General features: G+C 61.3%; 22 protein-coding genes and 3 pseudogenes. 17 read left to right on the top strand and 8 right to left on the bottom strand.

Annotation, left to right across the window (positions count from 1 at the left end):
- The first annotated feature begins 186 nt into the window (after positions 1–186).
- The 5 genes from AC1U7K_RS10760 to AC1U7K_RS10740 all read left to right on the top strand — a co-directional run bounded on the left by AC1U7K_RS10760 (position 187) and on the right by AC1U7K_RS10740 (position 2,951).
- Positions 187–468, top strand: coding sequence for a DedA family protein (locus AC1U7K_RS10760; protein ID WP_480251261.1), 282 nt, complete (start codon positions 187–189; stop codon positions 466–468).
- A gap of 111 nt (positions 469–579) precedes the next feature.
- Positions 580–1,176, top strand: a complete 597-nt coding sequence (locus AC1U7K_RS10755) for a rhodanese-like domain-containing protein (RefSeq protein WP_480251259.1) — start codon at positions 580–582, stop codon at positions 1,174–1,176.
- Between the two features lie 66 nt (positions 1,177–1,242).
- The gene (locus AC1U7K_RS10750) at positions 1,243–1,995 is read left to right on the top strand and encodes an oxygen-binding di-iron domain-containing protein (RefSeq protein WP_480251258.1); all 753 of its coding nucleotides are present in this window, start codon (positions 1,243–1,245) and stop codon (positions 1,993–1,995) included.
- 49 nt (positions 1,996–2,044) lie between these two features.
- Positions 2,045–2,416 (top strand): VOC family protein, encoded by a 372-nt coding sequence (locus AC1U7K_RS10745; RefSeq protein WP_480251257.1) that lies wholly within the window; start codon positions 2,045–2,047, stop codon positions 2,414–2,416.
- A gap of 46 nt (positions 2,417–2,462) precedes the next feature.
- Positions 2,463–2,951 carry a cupin domain-containing protein gene (locus AC1U7K_RS10740; protein ID WP_480251256.1) on the top strand — a complete coding sequence of 163 codons (489 nt, stop codon included), beginning with the start codon at positions 2,463–2,465 and terminating at the stop codon, positions 2,949–2,951.
- A 71-nt stretch (positions 2,952–3,022) separates the two neighbouring features.
- Here the strand turns inward: AC1U7K_RS10740 and AC1U7K_RS10735 are convergent, their stop codons facing one another.
- Positions 3,023–4,012, bottom strand: a complete 990-nt coding sequence (locus AC1U7K_RS10735; RefSeq protein ID WP_480251254.1) for an AraC family transcriptional regulator — start codon at positions 4,010–4,012, stop codon at positions 3,023–3,025.
- 201 nt (positions 4,013–4,213) lie between these two features.
- On the opposite strand from AC1U7K_RS10735, the pseudogene AC1U7K_RS10730 reads away from it, so the two are divergent.
- The 3 genes and pseudogenes from AC1U7K_RS10730 (at position 4,214) to AC1U7K_RS10720 (ending at position 6,001) form a co-directional block, all read left to right on the top strand.
- Positions 4,214–5,035: pseudogene (locus AC1U7K_RS10730) on the top strand (class I SAM-dependent methyltransferase).
- A 57-nt stretch (positions 5,036–5,092) separates the two neighbouring features.
- Positions 5,093–5,671: a DUF4395 family protein gene (locus tag AC1U7K_RS10725; protein WP_480251253.1), complete on the top strand. Its 579-nt coding sequence runs from the start codon at positions 5,093–5,095 to the stop codon at positions 5,669–5,671.
- Between the two features lie 21 nt (positions 5,672–5,692).
- A complete protein-coding gene (locus AC1U7K_RS10720) occupies positions 5,693–6,001 on the top strand; it encodes a carboxymuconolactone decarboxylase family protein (RefSeq protein ID WP_480251252.1) in 309 nt (102 codons plus the stop codon).
- A gap of 158 nt (positions 6,002–6,159) precedes the next feature.
- On the opposite strand, the pseudogene AC1U7K_RS10715 reads toward AC1U7K_RS10720, so the two are convergent.
- The 6 genes and pseudogenes from AC1U7K_RS10715 to AC1U7K_RS10690 all read right to left on the bottom strand — a co-directional run.
- Positions 6,160–6,273 (bottom strand): annotated as a pseudogene (locus AC1U7K_RS10715) (hypothetical protein); the annotation flags it as partial.
- Positions 6,274–6,341: 68 nt separating this feature from the next.
- A complete protein-coding gene (locus AC1U7K_RS10710; protein ID WP_480251251.1) occupies positions 6,342–7,757 on the bottom strand; it encodes a multiheme c-type cytochrome in 1,416 nt (471 codons plus the stop codon).
- A 44-nt stretch (positions 7,758–7,801) separates the two neighbouring features.
- A complete protein-coding gene (locus tag AC1U7K_RS10705; protein ID WP_480251250.1) occupies positions 7,802–8,839 on the bottom strand; it encodes a cytochrome b in 1,038 nt (345 codons plus the stop codon).
- A gap of 121 nt (positions 8,840–8,960) precedes the next feature.
- The gene (locus AC1U7K_RS10700) at positions 8,961–9,398 is read right to left on the bottom strand and encodes a QcrA and Rieske domain-containing protein (RefSeq protein WP_480251249.1); all 438 of its coding nucleotides are present in this window, start codon (positions 9,396–9,398) and stop codon (positions 8,961–8,963) included.
- Between the two features lie 105 nt (positions 9,399–9,503).
- Complete coding sequence (locus AC1U7K_RS10695; protein WP_480251247.1) at positions 9,504–10,664, bottom strand: ammonium transporter; 1,161 nt, start codon at positions 10,662–10,664, stop codon at positions 9,504–9,506.
- Complete coding sequence (locus tag AC1U7K_RS10690) at positions 10,664–10,894, bottom strand: hypothetical protein (RefSeq protein ID WP_480251245.1); 231 nt, start codon at positions 10,892–10,894, stop codon at positions 10,664–10,666. Before AC1U7K_RS10690 ends, AC1U7K_RS10695 begins: the two co-directional genes overlap by 1 nt.
- A 632-nt stretch (positions 10,895–11,526) precedes the next feature.
- Between AC1U7K_RS10690 and AC1U7K_RS10685 the strand changes: the two genes are divergently transcribed.
- From AC1U7K_RS10685 to AC1U7K_RS10645, 9 genes and pseudogenes are all read left to right on the top strand, one after another.
- A complete protein-coding gene (locus AC1U7K_RS10685) occupies positions 11,527–12,345 on the top strand; it encodes an arylamine N-acetyltransferase family protein (RefSeq protein WP_480251244.1) in 819 nt (272 codons plus the stop codon).
- A 483-nt stretch (positions 12,346–12,828) separates the two neighbouring features.
- Entirely contained in the window at positions 12,829–13,416 is a 588-nt protein-coding gene (locus AC1U7K_RS10680) for a hypothetical protein (RefSeq protein ID WP_480251243.1), read from the top strand.
- Between the two features lie 351 nt (positions 13,417–13,767).
- A complete protein-coding gene (locus AC1U7K_RS10675; RefSeq protein ID WP_480251242.1) occupies positions 13,768–15,468 on the top strand; it encodes an NADH-quinone oxidoreductase subunit 5 family protein in 1,701 nt (566 codons plus the stop codon).
- On the top strand, positions 15,459–18,761 hold the full coding sequence (locus tag AC1U7K_RS10670; protein ID WP_480251241.1) for a DUF2309 domain-containing protein: 3,303 nt from the start codon (positions 15,459–15,461) through the stop codon (positions 18,759–18,761). The genes AC1U7K_RS10675 and AC1U7K_RS10670 overlap by 10 nt, the downstream gene beginning before the upstream one ends.
- A complete protein-coding gene (locus AC1U7K_RS10665) occupies positions 18,685–19,014 on the top strand; it encodes a P-II family nitrogen regulator (RefSeq protein WP_480251240.1) in 330 nt (109 codons plus the stop codon). The genes AC1U7K_RS10670 and AC1U7K_RS10665 overlap by 77 nt, the downstream gene beginning before the upstream one ends.
- Positions 19,015–19,104: 90 nt before the next feature.
- Positions 19,105–20,379: pseudogene (locus AC1U7K_RS10660) on the top strand (PAS domain S-box protein); the annotation flags it as partial.
- A complete protein-coding gene (locus tag AC1U7K_RS10655) occupies positions 20,377–21,078 on the top strand; it encodes a two-component system sensor histidine kinase NtrB (RefSeq protein WP_480251297.1) in 702 nt (233 codons plus the stop codon). The pseudogene AC1U7K_RS10660 and the gene AC1U7K_RS10655, both read left to right, overlap by 3 nt.
- A 1-nt stretch (position 21,079) precedes the next feature.
- Entirely contained in the window at positions 21,080–22,471 is a 1,392-nt protein-coding gene (locus tag AC1U7K_RS10650) for a sigma-54-dependent transcriptional regulator (RefSeq protein ID WP_480251239.1), read from the top strand.
- 699 nt (positions 22,472–23,170) lie between these two features.
- On the top strand, positions 23,171–24,439 hold the full coding sequence (locus AC1U7K_RS10645; protein WP_480251238.1) for an RNA polymerase sigma factor: 1,269 nt from the start codon (positions 23,171–23,173) through the stop codon (positions 24,437–24,439).
- Between the two features lie 251 nt (positions 24,440–24,690).
- Here AC1U7K_RS10645 and AC1U7K_RS10640 read toward each other — a convergent pair whose 3' ends face one another.
- Positions 24,691–24,906: a PEP-CTERM sorting domain-containing protein gene (locus AC1U7K_RS10640; RefSeq protein ID WP_480251237.1), complete on the bottom strand. Its 216-nt coding sequence runs from the start codon at positions 24,904–24,906 to the stop codon at positions 24,691–24,693.
- Between the last annotated feature and the right edge of the window lie 509 nt (positions 24,907–25,415).

The following is a 25,415-nucleotide window of genomic DNA, read 5'->3' as shown; positions in this document are numbered from 1 at the left end:
ATGACGACCCTTCGTCTCACGCCACGTTCGTCACTCCCCTGACCGGCCCTCGCCACCCGAGTTCTCTTCCCGAGATTCCCTCATAGATGCTCGAAGTTAGAACGCGGCCACGAGTCGACCGCGCAATGGAACGGTCTGTGCGAAGGCGATACGGCAGACACAGCCAATGGCGAAAGGCCGCAGCAGATGACGGATGCACTCGTGTTCTTGATGGAGTATGGGGCGATCGTCCTGTTCGCCGTCGTGTTCCTGGAGCAGATCGGACTTCCGATCCCGGCGATTCCGATCTTGATCGCCGCCGGCGCCCTGGTTGGCACCGGCCACTTGAGTCTCTGGGCGACGATCGGCAGCACGGTCGTCGCGGCGCTGGCCGCGGACTGGATCTGGTACGACTTGGGGCGCCGGCGCGGACGCCCGGTCTTGGGCTGGCTCTGCCGGATTGCGCTGGAACCCGACTCGTGCATTTGAAAGACGGAGGCGTTTTTCGTCAAACATGGGCCGCATTCGCTGGTCCTGGCAAAGTTTCTTCCGGGGCTCAGCACGATTGCGCCGCCGCTCGCCGGCATCGTCGGGCTGGGAGTGCCATTGTTCTTGTTCTATGACACGTTGGGCGCAGTGGTCTGGACCGGCGCCAGCGTGGGAATCGGCTATGTCTTTGCCGATCAACTCGAGGACGCGTTTCGCTACGCGGACCAGATGACGCCGGTGGCGCTTCTCATCATGGCCTTCGCCACACTGCTTTACGTCGTGTACAAGGCGGTACACCGCCGCCGCCAACTCAGGAACGTCCCTCGGATCACAGTGAAAGAACTGACCGAGAAATTGAAGACGGACGTGCCGCCCCTCATCATCGACGTGCGGCCGTCTGCGTTAGGAGCCATGGATGCGCGTATCCCCGGCGCAGTGCACATGCCACTGGACGACGTAGGCCGCCGCCATTCCGAACTGCCTTGGGATCGCGAACTGGTGCTCTATTGTGATTGTCCCGGAGATGCTGCGAGCGCCCAAGGGGCACTGCTGCTTGGAAAGCTGGGATTCGCGAGCGTGCGGCCCTTGCGCGGCGGCATCGAGGCATGGCAGGCCTACCACGACGCCGCAGTCACCGTTGAGAAGCCGTGGACGCACGATGACGATCCGTTTCACGGTGAACGGGAAGTGCGGGTCGTCAATCTCTAACTGCTCCGGGGCACGTAACGACGAGGCGTGTCGCGTAATGGTCTTCACACGATGAAAGGAACCGCCATGGCCGACAAAACCCGAGTGACCGAGATCGCCGACGGCCTGTATTCGATTTCAATCTACGTTTCCGCATTCGACCTTCGGTTCAACCACTTCCTTATCAAAGATGAGGAGCCGCTGCTCTTTCATACAGGGATGAAGCACATGTTCCCGGAGATTCGCGATGCGGTCGCGACGATTCTCGACCCATCGGCGATCCGGTGGATCTCGTTCAGCCACTTTGAAGCCGACGAGTGCGGGGCGCTCAACGAGTGGCTGACCGTCGCGCCGCACGCACAAGCGGCATGCGGGCTGGTGGCCGCGTCCGTCAGCGTGAACGATTATGCCATTCGTCCCGCGCGCGTCCTCGGTCAGGACGAGGTGCTCACGACCGGCACCCATCGTGTCCGATTCCGCCAGACGCCGCATGTGCCTCACAATTGGGAAGCAAGCGTGTTGTTTGAAGAGGCGACGGCCACGCTCCTGTGCTCCGATCTCTTCACCCACAACGGCGATGTGGAACCGATGACCCAGTCGGACATTGTGGAACGGGCGAAGCGGTCGTTGACCGAGATACAGCACGGGCCGTTCGCCCAACCCTATCCCTTCACCCCGCTGACCGAGCCGACATTGCACGCGCTCGCCGATCTTCGCCCGACGCGCCTGGCGCTGATGCATGGATCGTCGTTCGTTGGAGATGGTGAAGCGGCGTTACGGGCGTTGGCGACCGCGATGCGGGAAGTCTTGGCGCCCGGTACCCAACCGGTCGCCGGATGAGGGGCAGCGGAGATGAGTTGAGGGCACACTACTCACCAGAGGCGTTCTCATGACTATCGAACTCGACCATACGATCGTGCCTGCCCGGGACAAATCAGCCTCCGCACAATTCTTTGCGCGGATCTTTGGTCTCACGTTTGATGAACGGGAGGTCGGCTATTTCGCGCCCGTGCGCGTGAACGACCGGCTCACGCTTGATTTTGACGACGACGTGGAGCGCATCGACGTTCATCACTACGCATTCAAGATCAGCGAAGCCGAGTTCGACGCGATCTTCAGCCGGGTGAAGGCGGAAGGCATTCCCTACGGAAGCGAGCCGCACGATCGGACCAATATGCAGATCAACCATCGTGGCGGCGGGCGCGGCGTATATTTCTGCGATCCGAACGGCCACATCCTCGAGTTACTGACCGTGGGATGAGCCGCCGCATGCCGGCTGCCGATCCTGAACGTCGACAGGAGCCACCATGTCGTACCCGGAGGCCCGTTATCACAAAGAGACAGGAGAGATCAGCACCACATGTCGCTCGGCCGGTGAACCGCCCGACTTAGCGATAGGGGCCAGCACGAGCGTTCGGTATCTTGCGACAGGGCAGTCGACCGACGGGCGATTCGGCTTGTACCGCTGGGACATGAAACCGCAGGCGTCAGGGCCGAAGCCGCATTTCCACAAAACCATGGCCGAGTCGTTTTTCATCCTGTCTGGGACGGTACGACTCTACAACGGGGCCGTCTGGATCGATGCGAAGGCGGGCGATTACCTCTACGTTCCGGAAGGCGGCATTCACGCATTTCAGAACGAGTCTCGTGATCCGGCTTCGATGCTGATTCTCTTCGCCCCAGGCGCTCCGCGGGAAGGCTATTTCCAGGCCCTCGCCGATCTCGCCGCCGGCCGCTGCTTCACCGAGGAGGAATGGACCGACCTCTGCCGGCGCCATGATAACTATTTTCTCTAACGCCCGCCCGTTTTGGCTTGCCCTTCCGCCTTCCTCGGAGAGTTTGGTCGACCAACGGCCGTCTCGATCCGTTACGCCTCCCGGAGCGCCACCCGTCGCGATGATTTCGACTGAGCGCGGTAGCGGGCGGGCGGTAGGCCGAACTCGCGTTTGAACGCGCGATTAAAGGCCGGCTCGGATTCGTAGCCGACATCGGCGGCGATCTGCGACACGCCACTGTTCGTTGAGATCAACATCTGCGCGCCGAGCTGAAGCCGCCAGCGGGTCAGGTAGGCAATCGGCGTCTCGGCCAGATAGCGTCTGAAACGTTCGGCGAGAACGGAACGCGAAATGCCGACCTCGTTGGCGAGGTCACCAATCGTCCAGGGATGAGCCGGCTGTCGATGGAGCAGGGCCAAGGCCTTCCCGACTTCCGGGTCTCGCACGCCGGCCAGCCATCCCGTGTGTTCCGGCGGCAGCTGAGCGATGTAGCGGCGGAGCGTTTCGATGAACAAGACCTCGGACAATTTCGCCAGTACGGCCTGTCCACCGGGACGAGTCGCATCTGCCCTATCCACCGAGTAGCGGATCGAGTCCTCGAGCCATTGGCCTGACGCGTCGTCGCGGATATGAACTTTGAGCAGGGGCGGCAATCCGCCAAGCACAATGCGGCAGAGTTGCGGCTCGCAGGCCATATAGCCGCAAATTAATTTCGTCACCTCTCCCCCGCCACCCTGCCGGCACACCGACAGACCTTGGGATAAGACGCGCTGCAAGGCTTCGGCGCTGTCGAACGGTTTCACCGCGGGCCCGTTTCCCATGACGTGCGGATCACCGTGCGGAAAGACGACAATATCCCCGGCATGGAGGGGAACCGGCGGGCTGTCTCCGTCGACCTTGGCGTAGCCGCGGCCCTCGGTCATGAGGTGATAGATGATCACGTGCTTGGCGGCTACCGAGAGATACGGCGCGAGCACCTGCGACGCGGGCTGCTGAAAACACCAGGGCGCTGAAAACTCGGCGTTGTAAAACACGGCTCCGTCCAGCTTGACGGCCTTGAGCACTTCGGACAGCACATCCATGTCGTGTCCACACTCTTGCAGGAGACCGCGTGCAAATTCTCCCGGACGCCAAAGCAAATGATCCGCAGCGTAGCACGCCGCGATCAAGAGAGCCAGACTCCCGGATAAGACACCTGCCGCCTTGTGGTCTATGCTGCCCGAGCAGGTGCAGCGGTGATGTGAACCGCTGTTGAACATGACACCACATACAGGAGGGCCACCATGTCGACCAGTACGTTATCAACCGACGTGGCACGCGTGAAGACTCGTCTGAAGCAGATCTGGATGGCCGGAGACTACGACCGATTCTCGCGATACCTGGAAGCGGGTGCGGAGGAGTTCTATGACCGCCTTCACTTCCCACCAGGTCGCCGATTTCTCGACGTGGGATGCGGCTCGGGCCAGCTTTCGTTGATCGCGGCCAAGCATGGGCTGGAGGTAACCGGAATAGACATCGCCAGCAATTTGATCGAACGAGCACAGGTACGCGCAGACGCCGAGGGGCTGCCGGCCCATTTTTAGGAAGGCGATGCAGAAGCTCTCCCCTTTGAAGAGGCAAGTTTCGACGTTGTCGTCAGCCTCATCGGAGCGATGTTCGCGCCGCGGCCCGACCTTGTCGCGAAGGAGCTGTTGCGTGTCTGCAAACCAGGTGGAACCGTTGCCATGGCGAATTGGACGCCCGAGGGGTTCGTGGGGCAGATGTTCACCATCATCTCAACGTTCATCGCACCATCCGGGATGCCGTCGCCGGTCCTGTGGGGTGACGAACGGATCGTTCGTGAACGGCTGGGGAAGGGATTGTCGTCTCTCGAGTTGGCGAGACGCCACTATGTGATGAGCTATCCGTTTCCGCCGGCCGAGGTGGTCGAGTTCTTCCGCCTCTACTATGGACCGACGAATCAGGCCTTTGCGTCGTTGGAGGTCCGCGCCAGTGAGCGCCTGAGGGACGATCTCGAGATCCTGTGGTCGACTCACAATCAAGCGGGAAAGGGATGCACCACGGTCTTCGCGGAATATCTCGAGGTGATCGGCATTCGAGCGTGACACCGAATAAACGCAGTCACATGACGGACCGTTCCGAATCTCGCTATGGAGGCGGCCATGGATCGGATTTCCCCTCTCGCAAAAGCACGCATGGAAGCACAAGGCTTTGTTGACGGCGATAGTCGGACGTTGGCCCAGATCAACTACTGGCTGCGACTGTCTCCCGCCATCTGCATGCTATGGGTCGCGGTCGGCACGGCAGACAAGTCACCATTGACCTTGTGGGTGTTGGTCCCGTTTGCCGCACTCGGCGCTCTCCTCACCGGCCATCCCTTCGACGTGGTGTACAACCACGGGCTTCGTTACGTGGTGCATGGTCCGCGACTCCCGACGTACCCATTGCCCCGCCGTTTTGCATGCTTCCTCGCAACCCTCCTCATTACTGGAGCCGCCTGGGGATTTCAATCGGGCCATCCGGTGCTGGGACACATCCTTGGTTGGTCGGTTGTCGCGGCGGCGTTCGTGAACGTCAGCACCGGCTTTTGCGTGCCCTCTTTTATCTATGGCATCGTCTTCGGGCAACCGTCGTCGTGCGAAGCGAGACAGTGTATGACTGAAGGAGGGATTGGAAAAGGGAAGATCGACGTGGCGACAGACACGCTTCAGAAAGACCGTTGTGTCATGACACTCACATGATTCAGCCAGGAGGAGATCACCATGTACGACAAGAAGAATCCGAGCAAGATGAAACTCCTCGAAGCCCATGCGCCCGAAGCGATGAAGGCGTTTCTGGCCTTTGACAAGGCGGCCGTGGCCGACGGAGCGATCCCGGGAAAGTATAAGGAGCTGATCGCACTCGGGGTCGCTTTCACGACACAATGCCCGTACTGCATCGAAATCCATGCGAACAACGCGCGAAGCCTTGGCACCTCAGATCGCGAGATCGCGGAAGCCGTGCTCGTCGCAGCCGCTCTCCGTGCAGGGGGAGCGATCACCCACGGCACACACGCGATGACGGAGACGTGAACGGCCATGAGACAGGAAATTTGAAGTGCGATCCGACCATCGCCTTTCATTGCACACGTTCACCGGCTTCTCGTTCAGCTTGGCGATCCGTCAACTGAACGAGACCGGTGTCGAACACCTTGGAGTGACCAAGTTGCAAGTCCGTTTTCGGCAGGTCCTTAGAGAAGAGCGGAATACCGTCGCCGAGGATGACCGGCGAGGATGACCGGATGGATGGAGACGATCACCTCATCGAGCAGGTCGTGCTTGATCGCCTCGTCCAGTAACTGGGCACCACCAGTCGTCGCGCGTTGGGGTCGAAAACGAAGCGTCGAGCTTTACGCGGGCGAATGTGTTTGCTTCACGACCCTCCTCGCTTCCCCTGCATTTCCTTGTCGTAGAACTCCAGCATCTGAGCGATTTCCTCCTTGCTCATGCCGTTCTGCACCCACTTGTGGCTCTCTTGCTTGAGCAGGTCTTTCGCGACGTCGGGTGACAGCTCGCGTACCATGGGCAGGAACTTCGTGTAGAAATGCTTTGCGACCTCATAGAATCCTTGCCAGTGGACGTAATCCGGGGCCACCTTCGACAATCCGTGCCGGGCGCGGCGGCCCTCGTGGTGCCACAGCTCGTAGAACACCCATTCGATTTCCTCGTCGAACGGCGTCGGGGTGACCTTGCCGAGTTCCTTCAAGCGATTCATGGCGTTGTTGGCCGGCTTCCCGAACTTCTCGTTGTAGAGCGTGACGCCGCTGTCCAACTGCGTGAAGAACCGATCCACGATCTCCCCGCTATGGCACGATGAGCAGACCTGCTTCATGGCCGCACGCCGCGCCTCGTAGTTCTCCAGCCTGGTCGAGACAACCGGGCGCAAGGTCCAACTGATCCGATCCCCGACATCGTGCGTCACCTCTTGCGTGCCCGTTGCGCTCATGTGACACGTGGCGCACGTGGGGAAGAGATAATCCTTCCCCGGATGCCACTGCTCGGACGGCTTGCCGAGCTTCATCTTCTCCTTGTTCGCGGTGAAGAGCACGCCGTGTTTGCTCTCGTAATAGGCCTCGATCTGCGGATGATCTGGACCCATGTGGCACCGGCCACAGCTTTCGGGCTGCCGCGCTTGCGCAATCGAGAAGCCATGACGCGCATGGCACGCCGCACAGGTGCCCTTTGACCCGTCCGGATTGACGCGGCCGATACCCGAGTTCGGCCACGTGGACGGATGCAGCTTGCCGTTTTCCATCACCTTCACGACGCTGCCGTGGCAGCCCGCACAGCCGGTCGTGCCGACTTCCGGCCCCTCCACGACGTTGCCGAGAAAGTTGTCGAGCGATCCCACGAACTGTGCCGCCTTGGCGTGATGCGAGCGGGCAAATTCCGACGCTTCCTTGTCGTGGCACCGCATGCAATCCTTCGGGGTGACGAGCGTCGAGATCAACGTGCCCTCGTGCGGATACGCGTCGGCGTCTCCTTTCTCGGCGCGATGGCATTCCACGCAGCCGATTCCTTTCGGCGCGTGCGCGCTCGCCTTCCAATCGTTGATGCCGCCGACGGACACGTCTTTCGCCATATGGCAATCGATGCACTTCTTGTTCTCGGCGGAGACAAATGGGCGCAAGCCACCGCCCCGGCGCTCCTCGACCTGCACGTAGCCCACGCCGGTGAGCGCGAGGAACAGGACCAGGCTCAACCCGCCGATCATGTAGCGGGTAAAGTTGAGTTTGCCGTTCGGCTGCCGCGCGGCTTCCGCTCGTTCGTCTTCAAATGAATCCGCCACTGTGCCTCCTTATCGCCGGCCACATCGTGGCCTGTGTCACCACCTTACATTCGCGTATCGAGCACCATCAGTGCGACGAATCCAAGGACCACGAGTGTCGCCACCAGGGCATTCACGACCGACATCGGCCAGCCACGTTCCAAGAGAACGTGATCGATGAATGGATACACGACGAAGAGCGCAGCGAACCCGAGCAAGCTCCAGAGCGCGATCGGCCCGGGCAGCAACGTGATCCACATATAGGCCGGCGAGAAATACCAGGGGGGCGAAACATCGGCCGCGACTTCCTGGGGATTGGCCGGTGGCCCGAGGACCGGCGGAAAGATCATGACGAGGTTGACGATCAGAACCAGCAGTCCGACCGCGACGGCCCCCATGATCAACGTGTGCTCCGGATAGAAGGGGTGAAAGCCCCGACTGCGTTCGACGGTGGCGAACCCCAGGAGTCGGACGATTACGACGTGCCCGAGGATCAACCCGGCGAGCGAGATGGGCAGCAACTTCGTGTGAAGGTCATACAGCCTCAAGAGCGTGCCTCCAGAGACCTCCTCGCCGCCCCGCAGCAGATACTGGAGCGGCCCACCGACAATCGGCACATTCCCCAGCATGTTCGTCACGACCGTCATGCCCCAATACGACACATTGTCATAGACGAGCGAATAGCCGGTGAACCCCATCGCGAACGTGACGAAGAATACGAGCGAGCCCGACATCCATTTCAATTCTCCCCCGTCGCGATACGCGCGCGTGAGAAACACCCGGATCACGTGAAACAGCAGGAACAGGATCATGAGGTCCACGGAAAACTTGTGGACGCCCCGCACGAACCAGCCAAGATAGACTTCGTGCGTGATCTGATCGACGCTTTCGTAGGCCTTCTCGGCCGACGGCACGTAATAAAAGGTCAACAGCAGCCCGGTGGTCACCAGCACGCCGAACAGCGTGAGCGGGATCGCGCCCAACGTGTACGGCCACCAGTCGAGATGCTCGGGCAGATCTTTTTGGATGTAATCGATCAGGCTCTTCGGCTTTGCCGTCTGATCCGCGGCATCATCCCGAACCCGTGTTGCGATTAAATTCATTGCTCCACCCGCTGTACTTCAGTGATGAGTGACGAGTGCTGAGTGATGAGTGTTAAACTGCCCTTCGCGGAGCGATCTTTCTCCCCTACTCAGCACTCAGCACTCAAGACTCAGCACTTTTTTAAATCTTCACGTACAGTTGCTCCCCGCGCTTGACGACGTCGAACCGATCGAGCGGGCGCGGTGGCGGGCCCGCAACATTCTTCCCGGTTTTGTCGAATACGCCTTGATGGCATGGACACACGAACTGTTCGCGCTCCTTGCTCCAGGACACCAGACAGCCAAGATCCGTGCATCGACGTGAAAAGGCCGTGACCCCGGTCTCTGTGCGCAGGACCATGATCTTCTGACCGCCGAGATCCATCGCGATCGCTTCCCCCAGCGGCATCTTTGATTCGGCTCCGATCAGCACCGGCTCCACCTGTTTCGGTTGTGGTGTAGGGACCAGGAACTGAAGGAACCGAAACCCGAGCGTCCCCATCCCAAAGAGAACGCCGAAGCCCATGACGGCCTGGCTCAGGAACCGTCGTCGACCGGCATCATCGTGAATGATGGCCATAGCGCCTCAGCGAGGTTAAAAGTGCTGAGTGCTGAGTGAAGAACGAAGGCTTTCTGATCTATCTTGTTGTTTACTCAAGACTCAGCACTCAGCACTTTCTACTCGCTAGGAGTACCCCTTCTCTCCATGTTGGCTCAGATCCAGGCCCAGCAGTTCCGCATCAACCTCGACACGAGCAGACAGGACGAACTGGAGCCCCTTCACCAGCACAACGGTCATCCCAACGGCAAAGGCCCACGTGGCAATGACGGCCACGCATTGCGCGAAGAACTGATAGGGATAGCCGAAAAACAACCCGTCGCTGCCGTTGGGATTGATCCCCGTCGAGGCGAACAAGCCGGCCGCGATCATGCCCCAGGTCCCTCCGACCGCGTGCATGCCGAAGACGTCCAATGAATCGTCGTAGCCGAGAATCGGTTTGACGAAGTTGACCGCCATGTAGCAGGCACCGCCCGCGCCGACGCCGATGACGAGGGCTGCGAGTGGGCCGACATAGGGAGCGGCAGGCGCAATGGCGACGAGACCGGCTACGGCTCCGCTCACCGTGCCGAGCGCAGTCGGTTTGTCGCGTTGGAGCCACTCGGCAATTGTCCAACTCAGGGCCGCCGCACACGCGGACGCCTGGATGGACACCACGGCGATGGTGGCTTCTGTGATCGAGGCCACTCGTGAGCTCCCCGCGAAACCGAACCAGCCGATCCAGAGGAATCCAACTCCACAGATCGAGAGCGGCAAGGCATGTGGAATCATCTCCGTACGGCCGAATCCCACTCGTGGTCCGACCAGCAGCGCCGCGACCAGGGCACTCACGCCCGCGGTGATATGGATTACCGCGCCGCCCGCAAAATCCAACGTCCCGAACTTGGTCAGCCAACCGCCTCCCCAGACCCCATAGGCGACCGGGGCATAGACACCCGCCACCCACAACGACCCAAACAGCAAGAAGAACGAAACGCGCATCCGCTCCACCAGCGCACCGGCCACCAACGCCAAAGCCAACGCGGCCGGAATGACGTCACAAAGGCGGTCGAGCGGGCCGGTCGTCGAAGCCACGATCCCAACCTCTCGCCCACCGGCCACGGCCGCACCGCCCGCCACAACCCAGACAACAGACACGAGCGCGAGCGCCAGGAGCGGGAGTCCCATTGTGTTGATCACGTTCTTCTTCCTCACCATGCCGCCGTAGAACAGTGCCACGCCCGGGATGGTGAGCATGAGAAGCGTCGTGGAGATCAACAGGGAGAGCGTGTGATCGTGCCCGGTCATCAGACGGCGGCCCCTGGTAGCGAGATCCGATACTGACCTCGGCCGGCCATGCGTAGTGTGACCACTCCACATCGGCTCAATCGATCGACCGCCATGAACGCCCGCGGCCAATCCATTCCGCTCGCCAGACAGATCTGTTCGATGGTCTGCGGCCCGGAGATCTTCAGCATCAAGACGAGCTCCTCGTCGAACGCAGGAACGCCTTCCCGGTTTTCCACCACGCTGTTCATGGCGCCTCCTTAGCTGACTAGAACCTAATCTCAAAATCACTGATCTTGCAGCCGGGACGGGGGCAGCGGCGCAGCGCCATCAGAGCGGGGTGGCGAACCGCTCAGCGAAAGCGCGACGAGGACGACGCTGACTGTTCGAAGCGGCGTTCAGCGAAGCTCGGACGCCGCGAGGCGCACGGCGTGATGAATAAATCGCGCCACGTTTGTGCGCGCCGGCGAGATGGTGAGCCGGCCGTGTCTTTGTGAAGCGGCGCGCCGCACGAAGCGTCCGAGCGGTCCACGCCGCTCTGTCTTTCAAGCGGAGCCGGTGCCCCCGTCCCGGCTGCTCTCTCACGGCACAAGTGATATTGAGATAGTTCTAATCTGAGAAGAAGGTCAGCAACCTCCATGCCGCCAGCAGTGATGCAGTTTTGGCGGGAAACTCCCAGGATTGGAATGGCAGCCCCCACATAGTCCGACAATTTTGTCGGGAACACGACAAGAACGAAGCGGGGGGTTGTCATGCCTCCACGGTGATGGCGCGCCGCCATCTTGCTACGAGCCAGTCGGGAAGGGAGAATGAGAGGGCCGATCGAACGAGCGTGTCTCAGAACCTCAACAGAGAGCACAGAGCCTCAACGATGAAGAGATCCATGCCAACCATCGACTGCGACGCCTACTTAAAGAGGATAGGGTACGCGGGGACGCCTCGCGCCGACCTGGAAACGCTCCGAGCTCTTCACCTTCACCACGCGCAGGCGATTCCCTTCGAAAATCTGGATCCCTTGATCGGTCGGCCCGTGCGCCTCGATCTGATGTCTCTCGAGGACAAGCTGGTGCGAGGCGGGCGAGGCGGCTACTGCTTCGAGCACAACTTATTGTTCAAGGCAGTGCTGGAAGCGCTTGGTTTTCGCGTGACCGGTCTTGCAGCTCGCGTCCTGTGGAATACGCCCGCGCAGACCATTTCCCCTCGGACGCACATGCTGCTTCGCATCGATCTCGACGAAGAGAGCTATCTTGCGGACGTCGGGTTCGGCGGCGTGACCCTGACCGCGCCCCTCCGCCTCCAAGCCGACATCGAGCAATCGACGCCGCACCAGCCGTTTCGGCTGGTGAAGGCAGGCGAGGCGTTCATTGAACAGGTGAAGATTCGTGAGGAATGGATGTCGCTCTACCGGTTCGATTTGTGTGAACACGTCACCGCCGACTACGAAATGGCGAATTGGTACATTTCGACGCACCCTTCCTCTCGGTTTGTGACCGGCCTGATCGCCGCTCTCCCGACACCCGATCGGCGATACGCGCTGCGCGACACCCAGCTGGCCGTGCACTACCTCAATGGCGCGACCGAGCGTCGGACTTTGACCAGCATTGCCGAACTACGCGGCGTGTTGGAAGGCTTGTTCAGAATTACGCTGCCGGACACTGTGGCGTTGGATGCCGCGCTGGGGCGGGTGATCGGCCGTGGCTAACATGACGAGATGCAGCGATCGCGAGGGAACAGTTTATTCTTCTCATTGCAATGGACGCGGCCATGATACAGCACCGCGTGCTAGTCGGCGTCCCCCCCTCCTTTCTCTCAGAGGTCAGCGGCGAGTTCATGAAAGGCTTGGAGTTGCCTTCAAACCATCCCACGATCACGGCTTCGGAGATTCTGAAAAAGCACACTCCGATGTGAGTGGTCGTACACTGCTGAAAAACAAGCTCAGGATATTGTTCCGCGTACGGGGGGCGATCTCTTCGGAACGGCGGCGCTGTTCATCGGCATGGGGCTCTCTACCGCGACGACCATTAATGAACGAAGCAACGCGCCTTTTTGAGTCGTTGAGAGGGTTTCTTTCCGGGGATACCGTCAGTCGATATTTTTTTCTGTCAACGTAGTCTTCCCCACTGCGTTTGCTATACTAGCCGGGCACGTTGCGCTCGGTTGGCACTTTCTTTCAAAGGAGGCACGTATGGATTCTCAGAAGATCGTTCTCGCCGCACTCCTGCTCGTCCCGATGGCCGGTCCGGTCTCGGCCCAGACCGTGGGCACCGAGGTCCAACGCGACATCAACCAAGAATCACGCATCGAACAAGGATTGAAGTCCGGGCAGCTCAGCACCGGTGAGGCGGGGCGGCTCGAGCGTGGCGAAAGCCGCATCGATCGCATGGAATCCAAGGCGCTCAAGGACGGGAATCTTTCGCCGGCCGAGGCGGCGCGCATTCAACGAGCGCAGAACCAGGAGTCGCAGGCGATCAATCGCATGAAGCACAACGACATCACTGGGAATCCGAATTCGCCCTCCTCACAGCGGATGCAGACCGACGTGCAACGCAACATCAACCAGGAAAGTCGTATTCAACAAGGGGTCCAATCCGGCCAGTTGACCAACAAAGAAGCGTCGCAACTGGAGCGGGGTCAGGCCCGGGTGGATCGCGCCGAAGCTCGGGCGGGCGCGGACGGCCACGTGACGGCGGGGGAGCAACGCCGGATTCAGCATCGTGAAAACGTGCAGAGCCGGCACATCTTCCGCGACAAGCACAACGCCCGCCAGCGCTAACTTTCCAACAGGACGGCCCGTGGAGCAGAGCACCGCGGGCCGTCATTGTCCAGTAACCCGGCCTCTCCATCCTGATTCCTATTATCCTTAGGCTCGGATCCCAGTACCATTCGAATTTCCCCGGCACTCCAGTTTCGTGCGCCACTGCACTGGCCGTGCGCTGGCGCACAGCCATCCATGGACAATCGCACGTCGGTCCATGTCCCGAGCAACTCCGGTCTTCATTCGCTCTGGTTTTGAGAATGGAATCATCGCATCGACGGAATCATCGGCCGTCGCCTGGTCGGTACTATTTTTGCTGAATCTTCTAACCGGCCCGCTCATTCCTATTTCGGGTGACTACGCCTCGCTATGCTCCACGAACTCATTGCGCTGACAGCACTCCTGTCGCCTCTGCTCGCCGCCGGCCTCGTCGTGCTACTTGGCCCCAGCCTCGGTGAGCGCACGGCGAGGATCGGCGTCATTGCCGTCGTCGTTTCCACAGTAGCGGCCATCCTGACGCTCATTCACAGCATTGATCATCAACCCGTGCTCCTCAAACTGCCGAGCGTGCCCGAGCCCCTGACCCCCGCGATTCTAGTCGATCGGCTCGCGGGCGTCATGATGGTCCTGATCTCGGCCGTGAGTCTCGTGATCCATGCGTATTCACAGCGCTACATGCAGGGTGATCAGGGCTACGTGAAATTCTTTGCGCTGGTGAGCCTGCTCACCTTCGTGCTGTTGGCCTTGGTCGTCAGCGCAAATCTCCTCTGGCTCTTTATCTGGTGGCATCTGGTGTCTTGGCTGTTGTGGGCCTTGCTCGCGTTTAACCACCGCGCTGCCGCCGCCAGGCTTGCCGCCCGCACGACGCTGCGCATCCAGAGTCTTGGCGACGCGGCGCTGCTCGTGGCGATGGTGATCGCGTATGTCGCCTTCGGTACGTTCGACCTTCCTGAATTGTTCCAGCGGGTCGCCGATGCTGGTGCCATACCCGTGATCTGGGCCGGTACGCCCTGGGAGACCGACGCGGCGACGCTCATGACGCTCGTGTTGGTCGTGACGATCATGACCAAGTCCGCGCAATTCCCGTTTCACATCTGGCTGCCCGGTACGATCGAAGCGCCCACGCCGGTCTCAGCGATGCTCCATGCCGGGATCGTGAATGCCGGGGGATTTCTCGTGAATCGCTTTGCGCCGCTGTTCGGACTCGCGCCGACAACGCTCCATGTCTTGTTCATCGTCGGGGGGCTCACGGCCTTGATCGGCGCCTCCGCGATGCTGACCCAGTCGAGCATCAAACGCACGCTGGTGTACTCCACGATGGGCCAAATGGGCTACATGGTCATGGAGTGCGGTCTCGGCGCCTTTGCGCTCGCGATCTTTCACCTCTGCGCGCACGGGCTCTTCAAGGCCACGCTGTTCCTCAATTCGGGTTCAGTCATCCATCACGCGCGCGTCGACTTCAAGGTGCCCGGTCACTCCCAGACGCGCCAGGCCGGCGCCTTTTCCGTGGTGACGTGGACGACCGGCCTCGTAATCACGCTGCTTCTTCCGTTGGTGATCCTGCTCATCGCGCACGGGCTCGTGAGGATTCCGTTGTTCGAAGCACAGGGCACGGTGATTTTCCTCTTCTTTGCGTGGGTGACCTCGGCGCAGGCGGTCTTTAGTCTGTATCGTCTGGGGTCGGTGGCCTCGTGGAAGGTCTCGATCGCGATGCTCGTCGCCTTGGCCGTGATCGGACTCACGTACCTCTGGGCCGGGGAAGCGTTCACCCATTTCTTGTACCCGGGACCGGAAGCACCGGCGTATTTCCAAGCCGCGGCCTGGCCCACAGGCCTGTTCGATCTGTTCGTCGTGGTTTCGGCGATCCTTGTCGTCGCCGTGTGGATCATCCTCTACGCGCGGGCGCACGGCCTGCGGGTTTTTCTCCCCGACTGGTTGGACGCCTTCTACGGACGCCTGTATGTCGCGTTCCTCAATGGACTCTACGTGGAAGATGTCCTCCGGGCGGTCGCCGCACCGCGCGCCCCCCGCCCACCCAGCGTTCGGGACGAGATTGGTGAATGGCGATGAGCACGACGAGCACTCCGCGGGATCGATTCACCGATACGCAGCGCATGGAGTTGCGCTCCTACGTGGAGCTGGCCGGTGAGGTCATCGCGCAGTATTGGCCGATGCGCACCTTCATCCATCACAACCCACTCCACGGGTTGGAATCGTTGCCATTCCACCAGGCGGTGGCGCGCGGGGCCGAGTTGTTCGGCGGCCGTGGCTACCTGAGCAACGACCTGTTTCGGGAATACCTGCGCCGCGGTCGGATGGACCTTGACGAGATTCGAGCGGCCCTTCAACCACTCGCCACACCAAAAGCGATCCGTCTCGGTGACCGGACGGTGACGCATCTCGACGTCCTCTGCGCCTCGATGGTTCACGGGGTGACCGAAGAGCCGCCTGCCGGTCGCCTCGACACCGACGCCCAAGCGATCGCAGAGATCGAGTCCTGGCTGGAGCGGTCAGGACTCATACCGACGCTCCGTGAACATTGGGGACAGCAGCAAGCCCGGGATGGCAGGACGGCAATTCACGAGACGCTGAGCGCGTGGTGCGATACAACTCTCGGGACCACCTTGGTCGAGACGATCAACCGGGAGATGGTCAAGTGGTGCAGCGTCTTTCTGGACGAAGGGCATGCCACTTGGTCGATGCCGCATCGCGAGCGGACGTTCTATCGAGCGTGGAAATCATTGGCGCAATACGATGTGGCCCTTCGATTGATTGGAATTGATGAGGCGGCCAAGAAACTCGCGCTCCTCCCCGATCGGCCGGAAGATGGCCTCCTCCAACATTTGACGGCGCTGGAAATTCCGAAGGCCGCGTGGGAAGACTATCTGTCCTGGCATCTGGCTGCCCTGCCCGGGTGGACCGGTTATCTGAAATGGCGGGCCGCTCAAACCAACTACCCCTGGCAACTAGAGTTCCCGATCGACCTCGTCAAGTATCTCGCCGTCCGTCTCTTCTATGAACGAGAACTCCTGGCACGCGTCTGCCAACAGCGCCTCGGTCTCGGGGGAACCTATGTCGCGATCCAGACGTACATGGAACGGTATCCGCGCGCCTACGGCTTCCGACGAGATGTCACGGCCGGGCGCGCGGACAATGTCGCCGTCAAGGCTGCGCGCCGACTCCTCCGCTCGAGACAATCTCACGATCCTGCGCGCTGGGAAGAGCTGGCGCGGGAGCACGAGGCGAGCCGGCAACAACAGGAGACGCATCGTATGCGCCGAACGGCCGCACGTTTCCTCGTTCGGCTCGCGCAGGCGCTCTCGGTCGATCTCGCCGCCATCGAAGCGACCCCTCCGTCAGATGTCGCCTTGCTGCTCCAGGGGCTTTTGGCATTTCCCCCATCCAAACACGGCCCATACTGGCAGACCGGATTCGAAGCGACGTATCAACGGCGCACGCTGGATCGCTTGATCGCGAGCGCGCGCGAGGTGTGGGCCGAGCGCCGGGACGCCAAGGGGCCGTCGTCCCGGCCCCTGGCGCAAGTCGTCTTTTGCATCGATGTCCGCTCGGAGGTCTTTCGCCGGCATCTGGAGCAGCGGGGTGGTTATCAGACCTTGGGGTTAGCGGGTTTTTTCGGTGTCCCGCTCGACTATCAGCCCTTCAACGGAGACATCGCGGTCTCTCACTGCCCGGTTCTGCTGAAGCCGAAAAATCGGATCCGCGAAATCCCGCGTAGCTACCACGGCGCGGTGGCCGAACGGTACAAATCAGCGGCTCAGCTCGGCAAGGCGGCCCACACGCTCTTGCACGACTTGAAGGAAAACGTCGTCACGCCCTATGTGATGGTCGAAGCATTCGGCTGGTTGTTTGGCTTGCCCTTCTTCGGGAAGACCCTCCTTCCGCGCTGGTATCAGAGGGCGGCAACCTGGGTCCGGCGGCTGCTGATGCCACCGCTCGCGACGACGCTCACCGTCGAGAAGATCACGCGCGACGAAGCGGAGGAAATGATCGCCGCCGAACAGTTGGCGACGATCCGAGAGATTGTCCGGGAGCGGTTCGGGCTGCGGGGCGGGGCGATTTCTCCGAGTCTCTTGGACAAGATTCGGCGGAACGCGCTCGGGCAGCACGACGCCACGAACGGCGAGATTGCGAAAGCCCTTCACCTGACGCCCGACGCCGAAGAAGCGTTCTATCAGGAACTCCGCGAACAGCACGGGATCAGCCCGCGCGGCATCTCGGTGCGTCTCGACCGGATGACGCAAACCGGCTTCACCGTCAATGAGCAAGCCTATTTCGTGGAAGCCGCGTTGCGCCTGATGGGGCTGACGGAGACGTTCGCCCGCCTCGTGCTCTTCTGCGCGCACGGCAGCACGTCGGACAACAATCCGTACGAGTCGGCCCTCGACTGTGGCGCGTGCGGAGGGAATCAGGGATTGCCGAACGCACGGGCCATTGCCGCGATGGCGAACAAACCCGCCGTCCGCGATGTGCTGCAGACCCGCGGGATCACCATTCCAGGCGATACGCATTTTCTCGCCGCGCAACATGACACGACCACCGACCGCGTGTCCATCGTCGACTTGGAAGACGTCCCGGCCACGCACCGGAAGGACCTCACGCGGCTGGTGGCGGACCTCGACGCCGCAGGGGCGCAGGCCGCACTGGAACGGAGTGCATGTCTCGGGGTGCCGACGGCCTCGATGAGCCCCGCCACGGCCCGGCAGTTCGTGCGACGACGGAGTGAAGATTGGTCCGAAGTCCGACCGGAATGGGGGCTCTCGCGCAATAGCATGATGATCATCGGCCGGCGGGCGCTGACCGAGGGCCTGACGCTCGACGGGCGCTCGTTTCTCCATTCGTACGATTATCGGCAGGACAGTTCGGGCAAGTTGCTCGAAACGATCATGACCGCCCCGCTCGTCGTGGCGCAGTGGATCAATATGGAGCACTACTTCTCCACCGTCGACAACGACGTGTACGGGAGCGGCAGCAAGGTGTATCACAACGTCGTCGGCCGCTTCGGGGTGATGGCGGGCTCCTGGAGCGACTTGCGCATCGGCCTGCCGGCCCAGACCGTGCTCAACGGGCCGGAGCCGTACCATGAACCCATGCGACTGCTGGCGGTCATTGAAGCGCCGCGCGAACGCATCCGGGCGATCATCGCCCGGCATCCGCTTCTCGAGCAGTTGTTCAACGGTGGATGGGTCACGCTCGTCGCGCTCGATCCGGACGACGGCGAAGCGTACGACTATGAGGCACAGACATGGAGACGGAGGGGACCACGGCATGATCGGCTTGACACTGCATCCCATGAAGGAAATCAAGATCGTCGTGCAGGGCGAGCAGTTGAAGTTTGTCACTGAGCTGCTCGACCGGGTCGGCGCGACCGGCTACACGATCATTCATAACGTGTCCGGCAAAGGCCATCACGGCTTTCACGAAGGCCACCTGCTGTTCAACGATACGAGCAGTCAGGTGATCGTCTTTACGGTTGTCCCGCAAGAGAAAGTCGAGCCGATTCTGGCCGGCCTGACTCCATTGTTCAACAAGCATTCGGGGGCGATGTTCGTGAGCGACGTGGCGGTGAGCCGCCGGGAGCATTTCGTGACAAAATGAACGACACCGCCGCACTCTCGACGCGTCTGACGCTACGCCGGTATACTACGCAGAGCCGGTAGCGGCTCAAATTCGCGCCTCGGTCCACCTATGTCATCCCCGCAACGTGCACGCCCCAAGCCCCCTAGTTCTCAACCGGACATCGCCGCGGCTGAAGTTTTGGCCTGGGTGAGCGACTGCATTGAGGGCGGCCTGTGTTTCGTCTCGCAGGGCATCCTGATTTTCGAAAACGGGCAATTCGGTGAACTGGCCGAGGCTGCCGCCCCGCCGCCACCCGGACAGCCCGACGCGTCACTGAGAAAGAAACTGTTGACTGAAGCCCAGGCGTGGAACCACAAGCGGCTCGGGACCCGCGGCAGCCGAGAATATCGAGTCACCGGCCGCCGAGGCGAGCCGTTGATTTACGAATGCCGCTTCAACGTCGTCCCTTATCACGGCGGAACCGGCGTACTCCTCGTCCTCCAAGACGTCACCGAGCGGACGTTGCTCGCACAGGAGGCCTCGCAAGTCGCCCGCTTCCAGTCGGTCCTCGCGCGCATCGGCACACTGGCCGTGAGCGACGCGCCGGCCCAAGAGCTGATGAACGAAGCCGTGCGCCTCACCGCGGACGCGCTCGACGTCGAGCTCTGCAAGATTCTCATCCCGCGGGATCCCGACGATCATTTGGCGGTGATGGCCGGCGTGGGTCTCGAAAAGGAGCTGATCGGCAAACTGACGATCGAAGGAGGCACGCACTCGCAGGCAGGCTACGCGATTCGCGAGCGGCTTCCCGTGGTCGTTCGTGATCTGCGGAAGGAAACCCGCTTTACGCCATCCAAGCTGCTCACCGAACACGGCGGTATCGCCGGCATGTGCGTGCCGATGTTGGTCGAGGACAAGGTCTACGGGGTGATGACCGCGCACTCAAAGCGCGTGCGCGACTTTACCCAGAAGGAGCAGGAGTTCCTGTGTACCGTCGCCAATTCGGTCGGCACGGTGCTGGAACGCCGGCGGCGCGCGGATACGCAGATCGATTTCTATCATCGGCTGTTCATGTCCGCGCAAGACGGCATCATGCTGACGGATACCGACGGCCGCATTCTCGAGTGGAATCCCGCACTCGAACGGATGACCGGCTGGCGCCGTCAGCAGGCGCTCGGCGAACGGCCGTCGATCTTGAAGAGCGGGAAGCACGCGCCCGAATTCTATGAGCGCCTGTGAGACACCATCCGGTCGGGCCACGCGTTCGTCGATCGCGTCGTCAATCGCCGCAAGGACGGCTCCGAGTTCCTGGTCTGGGAAAGCGTGAGTCCCGTCAAGGATCGCGACGGCACGACGCAATACTACATGGCGATTCTCACGGACCTGAGCGAGCGCGAGCAGATGCTCGAAGCCTTGCGGCACACCGAGCAAGTGAAGCTCGTCGGTCAGTTGGCGGGCGGCATCTTGCACGAAGTCCGCAATCCGCTGATCGGGCTCGGCGGGCTCGCCACGCACCTTGCTCAACAGGACACGCTCCCCGCCGCCGCGCGGGATCGCTGCCGCCTCATTGCGCGTGAGGCGGCCAGGATCGATCACCTGCTGGCATCGCATCTCGATCAATTGCGGCCTCGGCCCTTTGATATCCGTCCATGCGACCTTCCCGGCCTGCTCGACGACACCCTGACGCTCCTTCGGCCCAACCTCGTCAAGCAGCACGTGATGGTCCAGAAGGTCTTGGAACCCGATCTCCCACCCATCGCCGCCTCGCGGGCCCATCTTCAGCAGGCCTGCCTCAACATCGTGATGAACGCGATCGAAGCGATGCCGAACGGCGGCGACCTCACGATCACCGTGAGACAAGACACGAAGCGAAGTCCGGGCGTGCTCCTGGCCTTCACCGATACGGGGAAGGGCATCAGCGCCGAGGATCTCAAGCGCATCTACGAGCCGTTCTTCACGCACGGCAAGGCCAAAGGCGTTGGTCTTGGCCTTACGATCACGCGCGACATCGTCGAGCGGCACGGCGGGCAACTGACGATTCACAGCCAGGTCGGCAACGGGACGGTCGTGGAGGTCTGGCTCCCGCGCGAGCAGGAAACCTAGCATGGCATGGCAGATCCTGCTGGTCGAAGACGAACCGTCCATCCGGGAGGCGTTCGTGCTTCGCCTCGCCGACCACGGCTATCTCGTCCAAGCCGCGCATTCCGGTGAGGAGGCGCTGTCGGCGCTGCGCACGTTCGAGCCCGATATCCTGATCGTCGATCTCGTCATGCCGAATCTTTCGGGCCTCGATGTGCTGGCGCGCGTCAAGCAGATCATGCCGAATCTCCCGATCATCGTGCTGACCGCGCGCGGAACGGTCAAGGACGCGGTGGAAGCGATGCGCTTGGGCGCGTTCGACTTTGTCGCCAAATCGATCGACATGGACGATCTGCTGCACGCGCTGCATCGCGCCACCGATCTGCTTTCCCTGCGCCGGCAAGTCCAGTTGCAGACAGGACAGGACGCACAACGGTATGCGCTCGACCGCATCATCGCCAAGAGCCCCGCGATGCAGGTGTTCCTCAACCAGGTGCGGGAGCTCGCGAAGAACGATCGGATCACCGTGCTGCTTCAGGGCGAAACCGGAAGCGGCAAGCAGTACATGGGCCGTGTGATCCATTTCAACAGCGTGCGCGCCGACAAGCCCTGCATGGAGGTGGATTGCCCATCGATCCCCAGGGAGTTGTTCGAAAGCGAGCTGTTCGGCTACGAGAAAGGGTCCTTCACCGGCGCGTCGGGGCGAAAGTGCGGCTTGATCGAGATGGCCGAAGGCGGGACGGTACTGTTCGATGAGGTCGCCGACTTGCCGCTCCCGCTTCAAGCGAAGTTGCTGCGCGTGATCGAAGAACGGGCGCTCCGCCGTGTGGGCGGCTCGACGACAATTCCCGTCGACGTGCGGTTCATGGCGGCGACGAACCGGGACCTCAAGGACGCGGTCGCGAAGGGGGAGTTTCGCGAGGACTTGTACTTTCGGATCAATGTCGTCACCCTGACGGTGCCTCCCCTGCGCGAGCGGCCCGAAGACATCGTGCCCTTGGCGGACACCTTCGTCACGCGTTCAGCGATCGCGCTCAACAAACCTGTCCGTGGCTTAGGCGAGAGCGCCAAGGCGATCTTGACCCGCTATCACTTTCCGGGCAACGTGCGTGAATTGAGCAATCTCATCGAGCGCGCCGTCCTCTTCTCGTCCGGTGAGCTACTCGAAGCCGAACAGTTCCCGCCCGACGTCCAGGGCTTCGCCCAATCCAAAGTGACGCCTCCAACCGCTCCTTCCGCGGCAGCCGCCGACCCCGATACGGTTCATCTCTCGTTTCGTGTGGGAGAGCGGACGCTTTCCGATTTGGAAGATCGGATCATTGCGGAAGTTTTGCAGCGCTGCCACGGCAACAAGACGCTCGCGGCCAAGCAGCTCGGCATCACCCGCTGGATGCTCGACCGCCGCCGGAAAAGCTAGCACTTCCTCCGTCCGTGGCGCTCAACGCCCGTCCCCCTGAGTGTGCGGTACTGCACGAACGTGCACGCTCCGTGTGCGACCGCACGGGCTGTTCGCTCCGCCATCACGCCCGGTGTTCCTCGACTCTTCTATCTGCACGTGTTTGCGAGCCTTGCGCGCATCTTCCCCAAGAACCTGCCCCCGGCTCGATGGAATCTGATTTGCAGCATCCGGACATGACAAAGGCTTCAGCGCGTAAGACAGCACCTGCGAGCTCTTGGGATGAAATCCGGACGAACAGCTCAGGGCATGCCGGCAGACCAACGGTTGCACCTTCACGGACCTCATATCAATTTCGCATTTCATCCGTATCCGGAACCAGACGACGGTGACAACCACGCACCCCAATCATTGGAGGAGTTCATTCTGGATCGGTTTACGCCGACGCTGATAGACTGCAAAACGGGCCGCAAGGTCAGCTCACTCCATCGATCTGGGCGATCGCAGCGAGAAGCGATGGCTGTCGCTATCAAACGGCAGTCTGCCTGATCACATTCGCGCACCACCCATAGAACTCCCCGTTTACTATCCGCGCAGCGGTCCATCCCCCTACCCTCTCTTCCAGGCAGAGAGTGGAGGATGAGGAGTTTCTTCTTCCCTCTCACATTGCTAAGCTTCGCCGTGTAGGGCCCCGTGTCGCTTCATCACTAGCATGCCGCCATGGCTGAAGACGCGACATTACGACTGCCTGAAGTGGTGGAGACGGTGTACCGCACGGAGTCACGCCACGTGCTGGCCACGTTGATCCGTCTGCTCGGAGACTTCGACGCGGCGGAGGAGGCGCTTCATGAGGCCTTTGCCGTCGCCGTAGACCAATGGGCGCGGGACGGCATCCCCGCGAACCCACGCGCGTGGCTCATCTCGACTGGGCGCTTCAAAGCGATCGATCGCATGCGACGGAGCGCGCGGCTGGACGCCTCGCTGACCGAATTCGCCACGCATGTCGAGTCGACGACCAGTCAGCCCGATGAATGGGCCGAGGACGAAGACAGCGTGGAGGATGATCGGCTGCGGCTGATCTTCACCTGCTGCCACCCCGCGCTCCCACCCGAGGCCCAGGTCGCGATGACGTTGCGCGAAGTGTGCGGGTTGACCACGGAAGAGATTGCGCGGGCGTTTCTCGCCAAGCCGGCCACCATCGCGCAACGAATCGTTCGCGCCAAGGCCAAAATCCGCGACGCGCGCATTCCCTATGTCGTCCCTGCCGAAAAGGAGCTACCGGAACGATTGGACACGGTGCTGCGTGTCATGTATCTCGTCTTCAATGAGGGCTATTCGGCTTCATTCGGCCCATCGATCATTCGGCACGATCTCGCCGCGGAAGCGATCCGCCTGGGACGTCTGCTCGTCGAGTTGCTCCCCGAGCCTGAAGCCGTGGGACTGCTGGCGCTGATGCTCCTGCACGATTCTCGGCGGGCGGCACGAACCTCGCCCACCGGCGATCTCGTTCTTCTCGAGGATCAGGACCGCTCGCTGTGGAATCGGGACCAGATCGCGGAAGGGCTCGCACTCATCGAGCGCGCGGTGGCATCCGGCCGCGTGGGCCCCTATACGATTCAAGCGGCGATCGCCGGCGTCCACGCGCAGGCTGTGGAGGCCGCCGCAACCGACTGGGCGCGGATCGTCGCGCTGTACGATGTGCTGCGGCGAGCCGATCCTTCGCCGGTCGTCGAACTGAACCGAGCCGTCGCGGTCGCGATGCGCGACGGCCCCTCGGCAGGCCTGGCTCTCATCGACACGCTCCTTGCCCGCGGCGACCTGACCAACTATCACCTCGCCCACGCCGCCCGCGCCGACCTTTGCCGGCGATTAGGTCAGACGGCGGAAGCGCGAGCCTCGTACGAACGCGCGCTGAGTCTCGTTCAGCAAGAACCCGAGCGGCGGTTTCTGGAGCGGCGGTTGAGGGAGGTGGCCGCAGATGGTCTTTAAAAATCCCGGGCGTAGGTGTGCCGCAATTCTTCAGCGACGAGATGCACGGCCTTGTGGCTCGATGCGTGATAGGCAGTCAGCGCCATGGCCTTGACCTCGCGCCATCCCTCGGGAGGTACGTTTCTTTCAAGGTTCCTCATCTCTGGCCAGCCACCATTAGTGTGACAGAGATTCCTCCGCAGCGCGAATCAGAGCAGGGTGGCATGGTAAACGAGGGCTGTTAGGGCTAATAACGGGCTGCTTCACTGTTTTCAACTGCAACTGCTTTCGCTAGGAAGAGGTCCCCACCGGGCGCGTCTCATCCGTCGCCATGTAAACAGGCCAATGAGGCCGGAAGCTATCATCACTGCGGTGGTTGGTTCAGGAGTGAGGTTCCACGTCGTCTCTCCTCCTGTGCAAATGCCGCCACTGCCGCCGCTTATAGGACCACCACTGTAGATCGGTAGATTTGGACAACCTGCACCCACTGAGTTTAACGCAAGTCTCCACTGTCACTCCCCTCCACCTGGTAGATCAGAAACGACCCTCGGGCCAAAGCCGAAAAATAACTCTGTACGTTGAACGGGTGTCTGTAGCAGGACATCAAACGTATTCAGGTCTCGAACCGTTAGCGTACCTCCCGAAAATTGTACCCCGAATTGATCGGTACCAGTGGCAGGGCCGGTTTGAAGGTCTGTGACCAATCTTGCGTTGGCGTCAGTCCGGAGACCATTACCGGATAGTGCCAGGGGACTCGATCCGCCTGAATAGCTAAGACCAGAAGCGGCCAATGACATGGTTTCAGAGGAGGGCAAAGGGCAATCGAAAAGGCATTGTGCGGCCCGCGTGTAGGAGGGGGTCAATACTAATAGTGCGATGATTGATAAATATCTTAAGGATCCATATTGGAACCTCGCATTGGAACCTCGCATTATGATTTAGCCAATATAGGTCAGGAAAAACTTGTCAATAAAGCCATGTGATTACCTAAGCTTCT

This window comes from Nitrospira sp. Vd2 (genome assembly GCF_979581665.1).
Note: the sequence above shows the minus strand (reverse complement) of the source record. Positions and strands in the feature narration are given on the sequence as shown.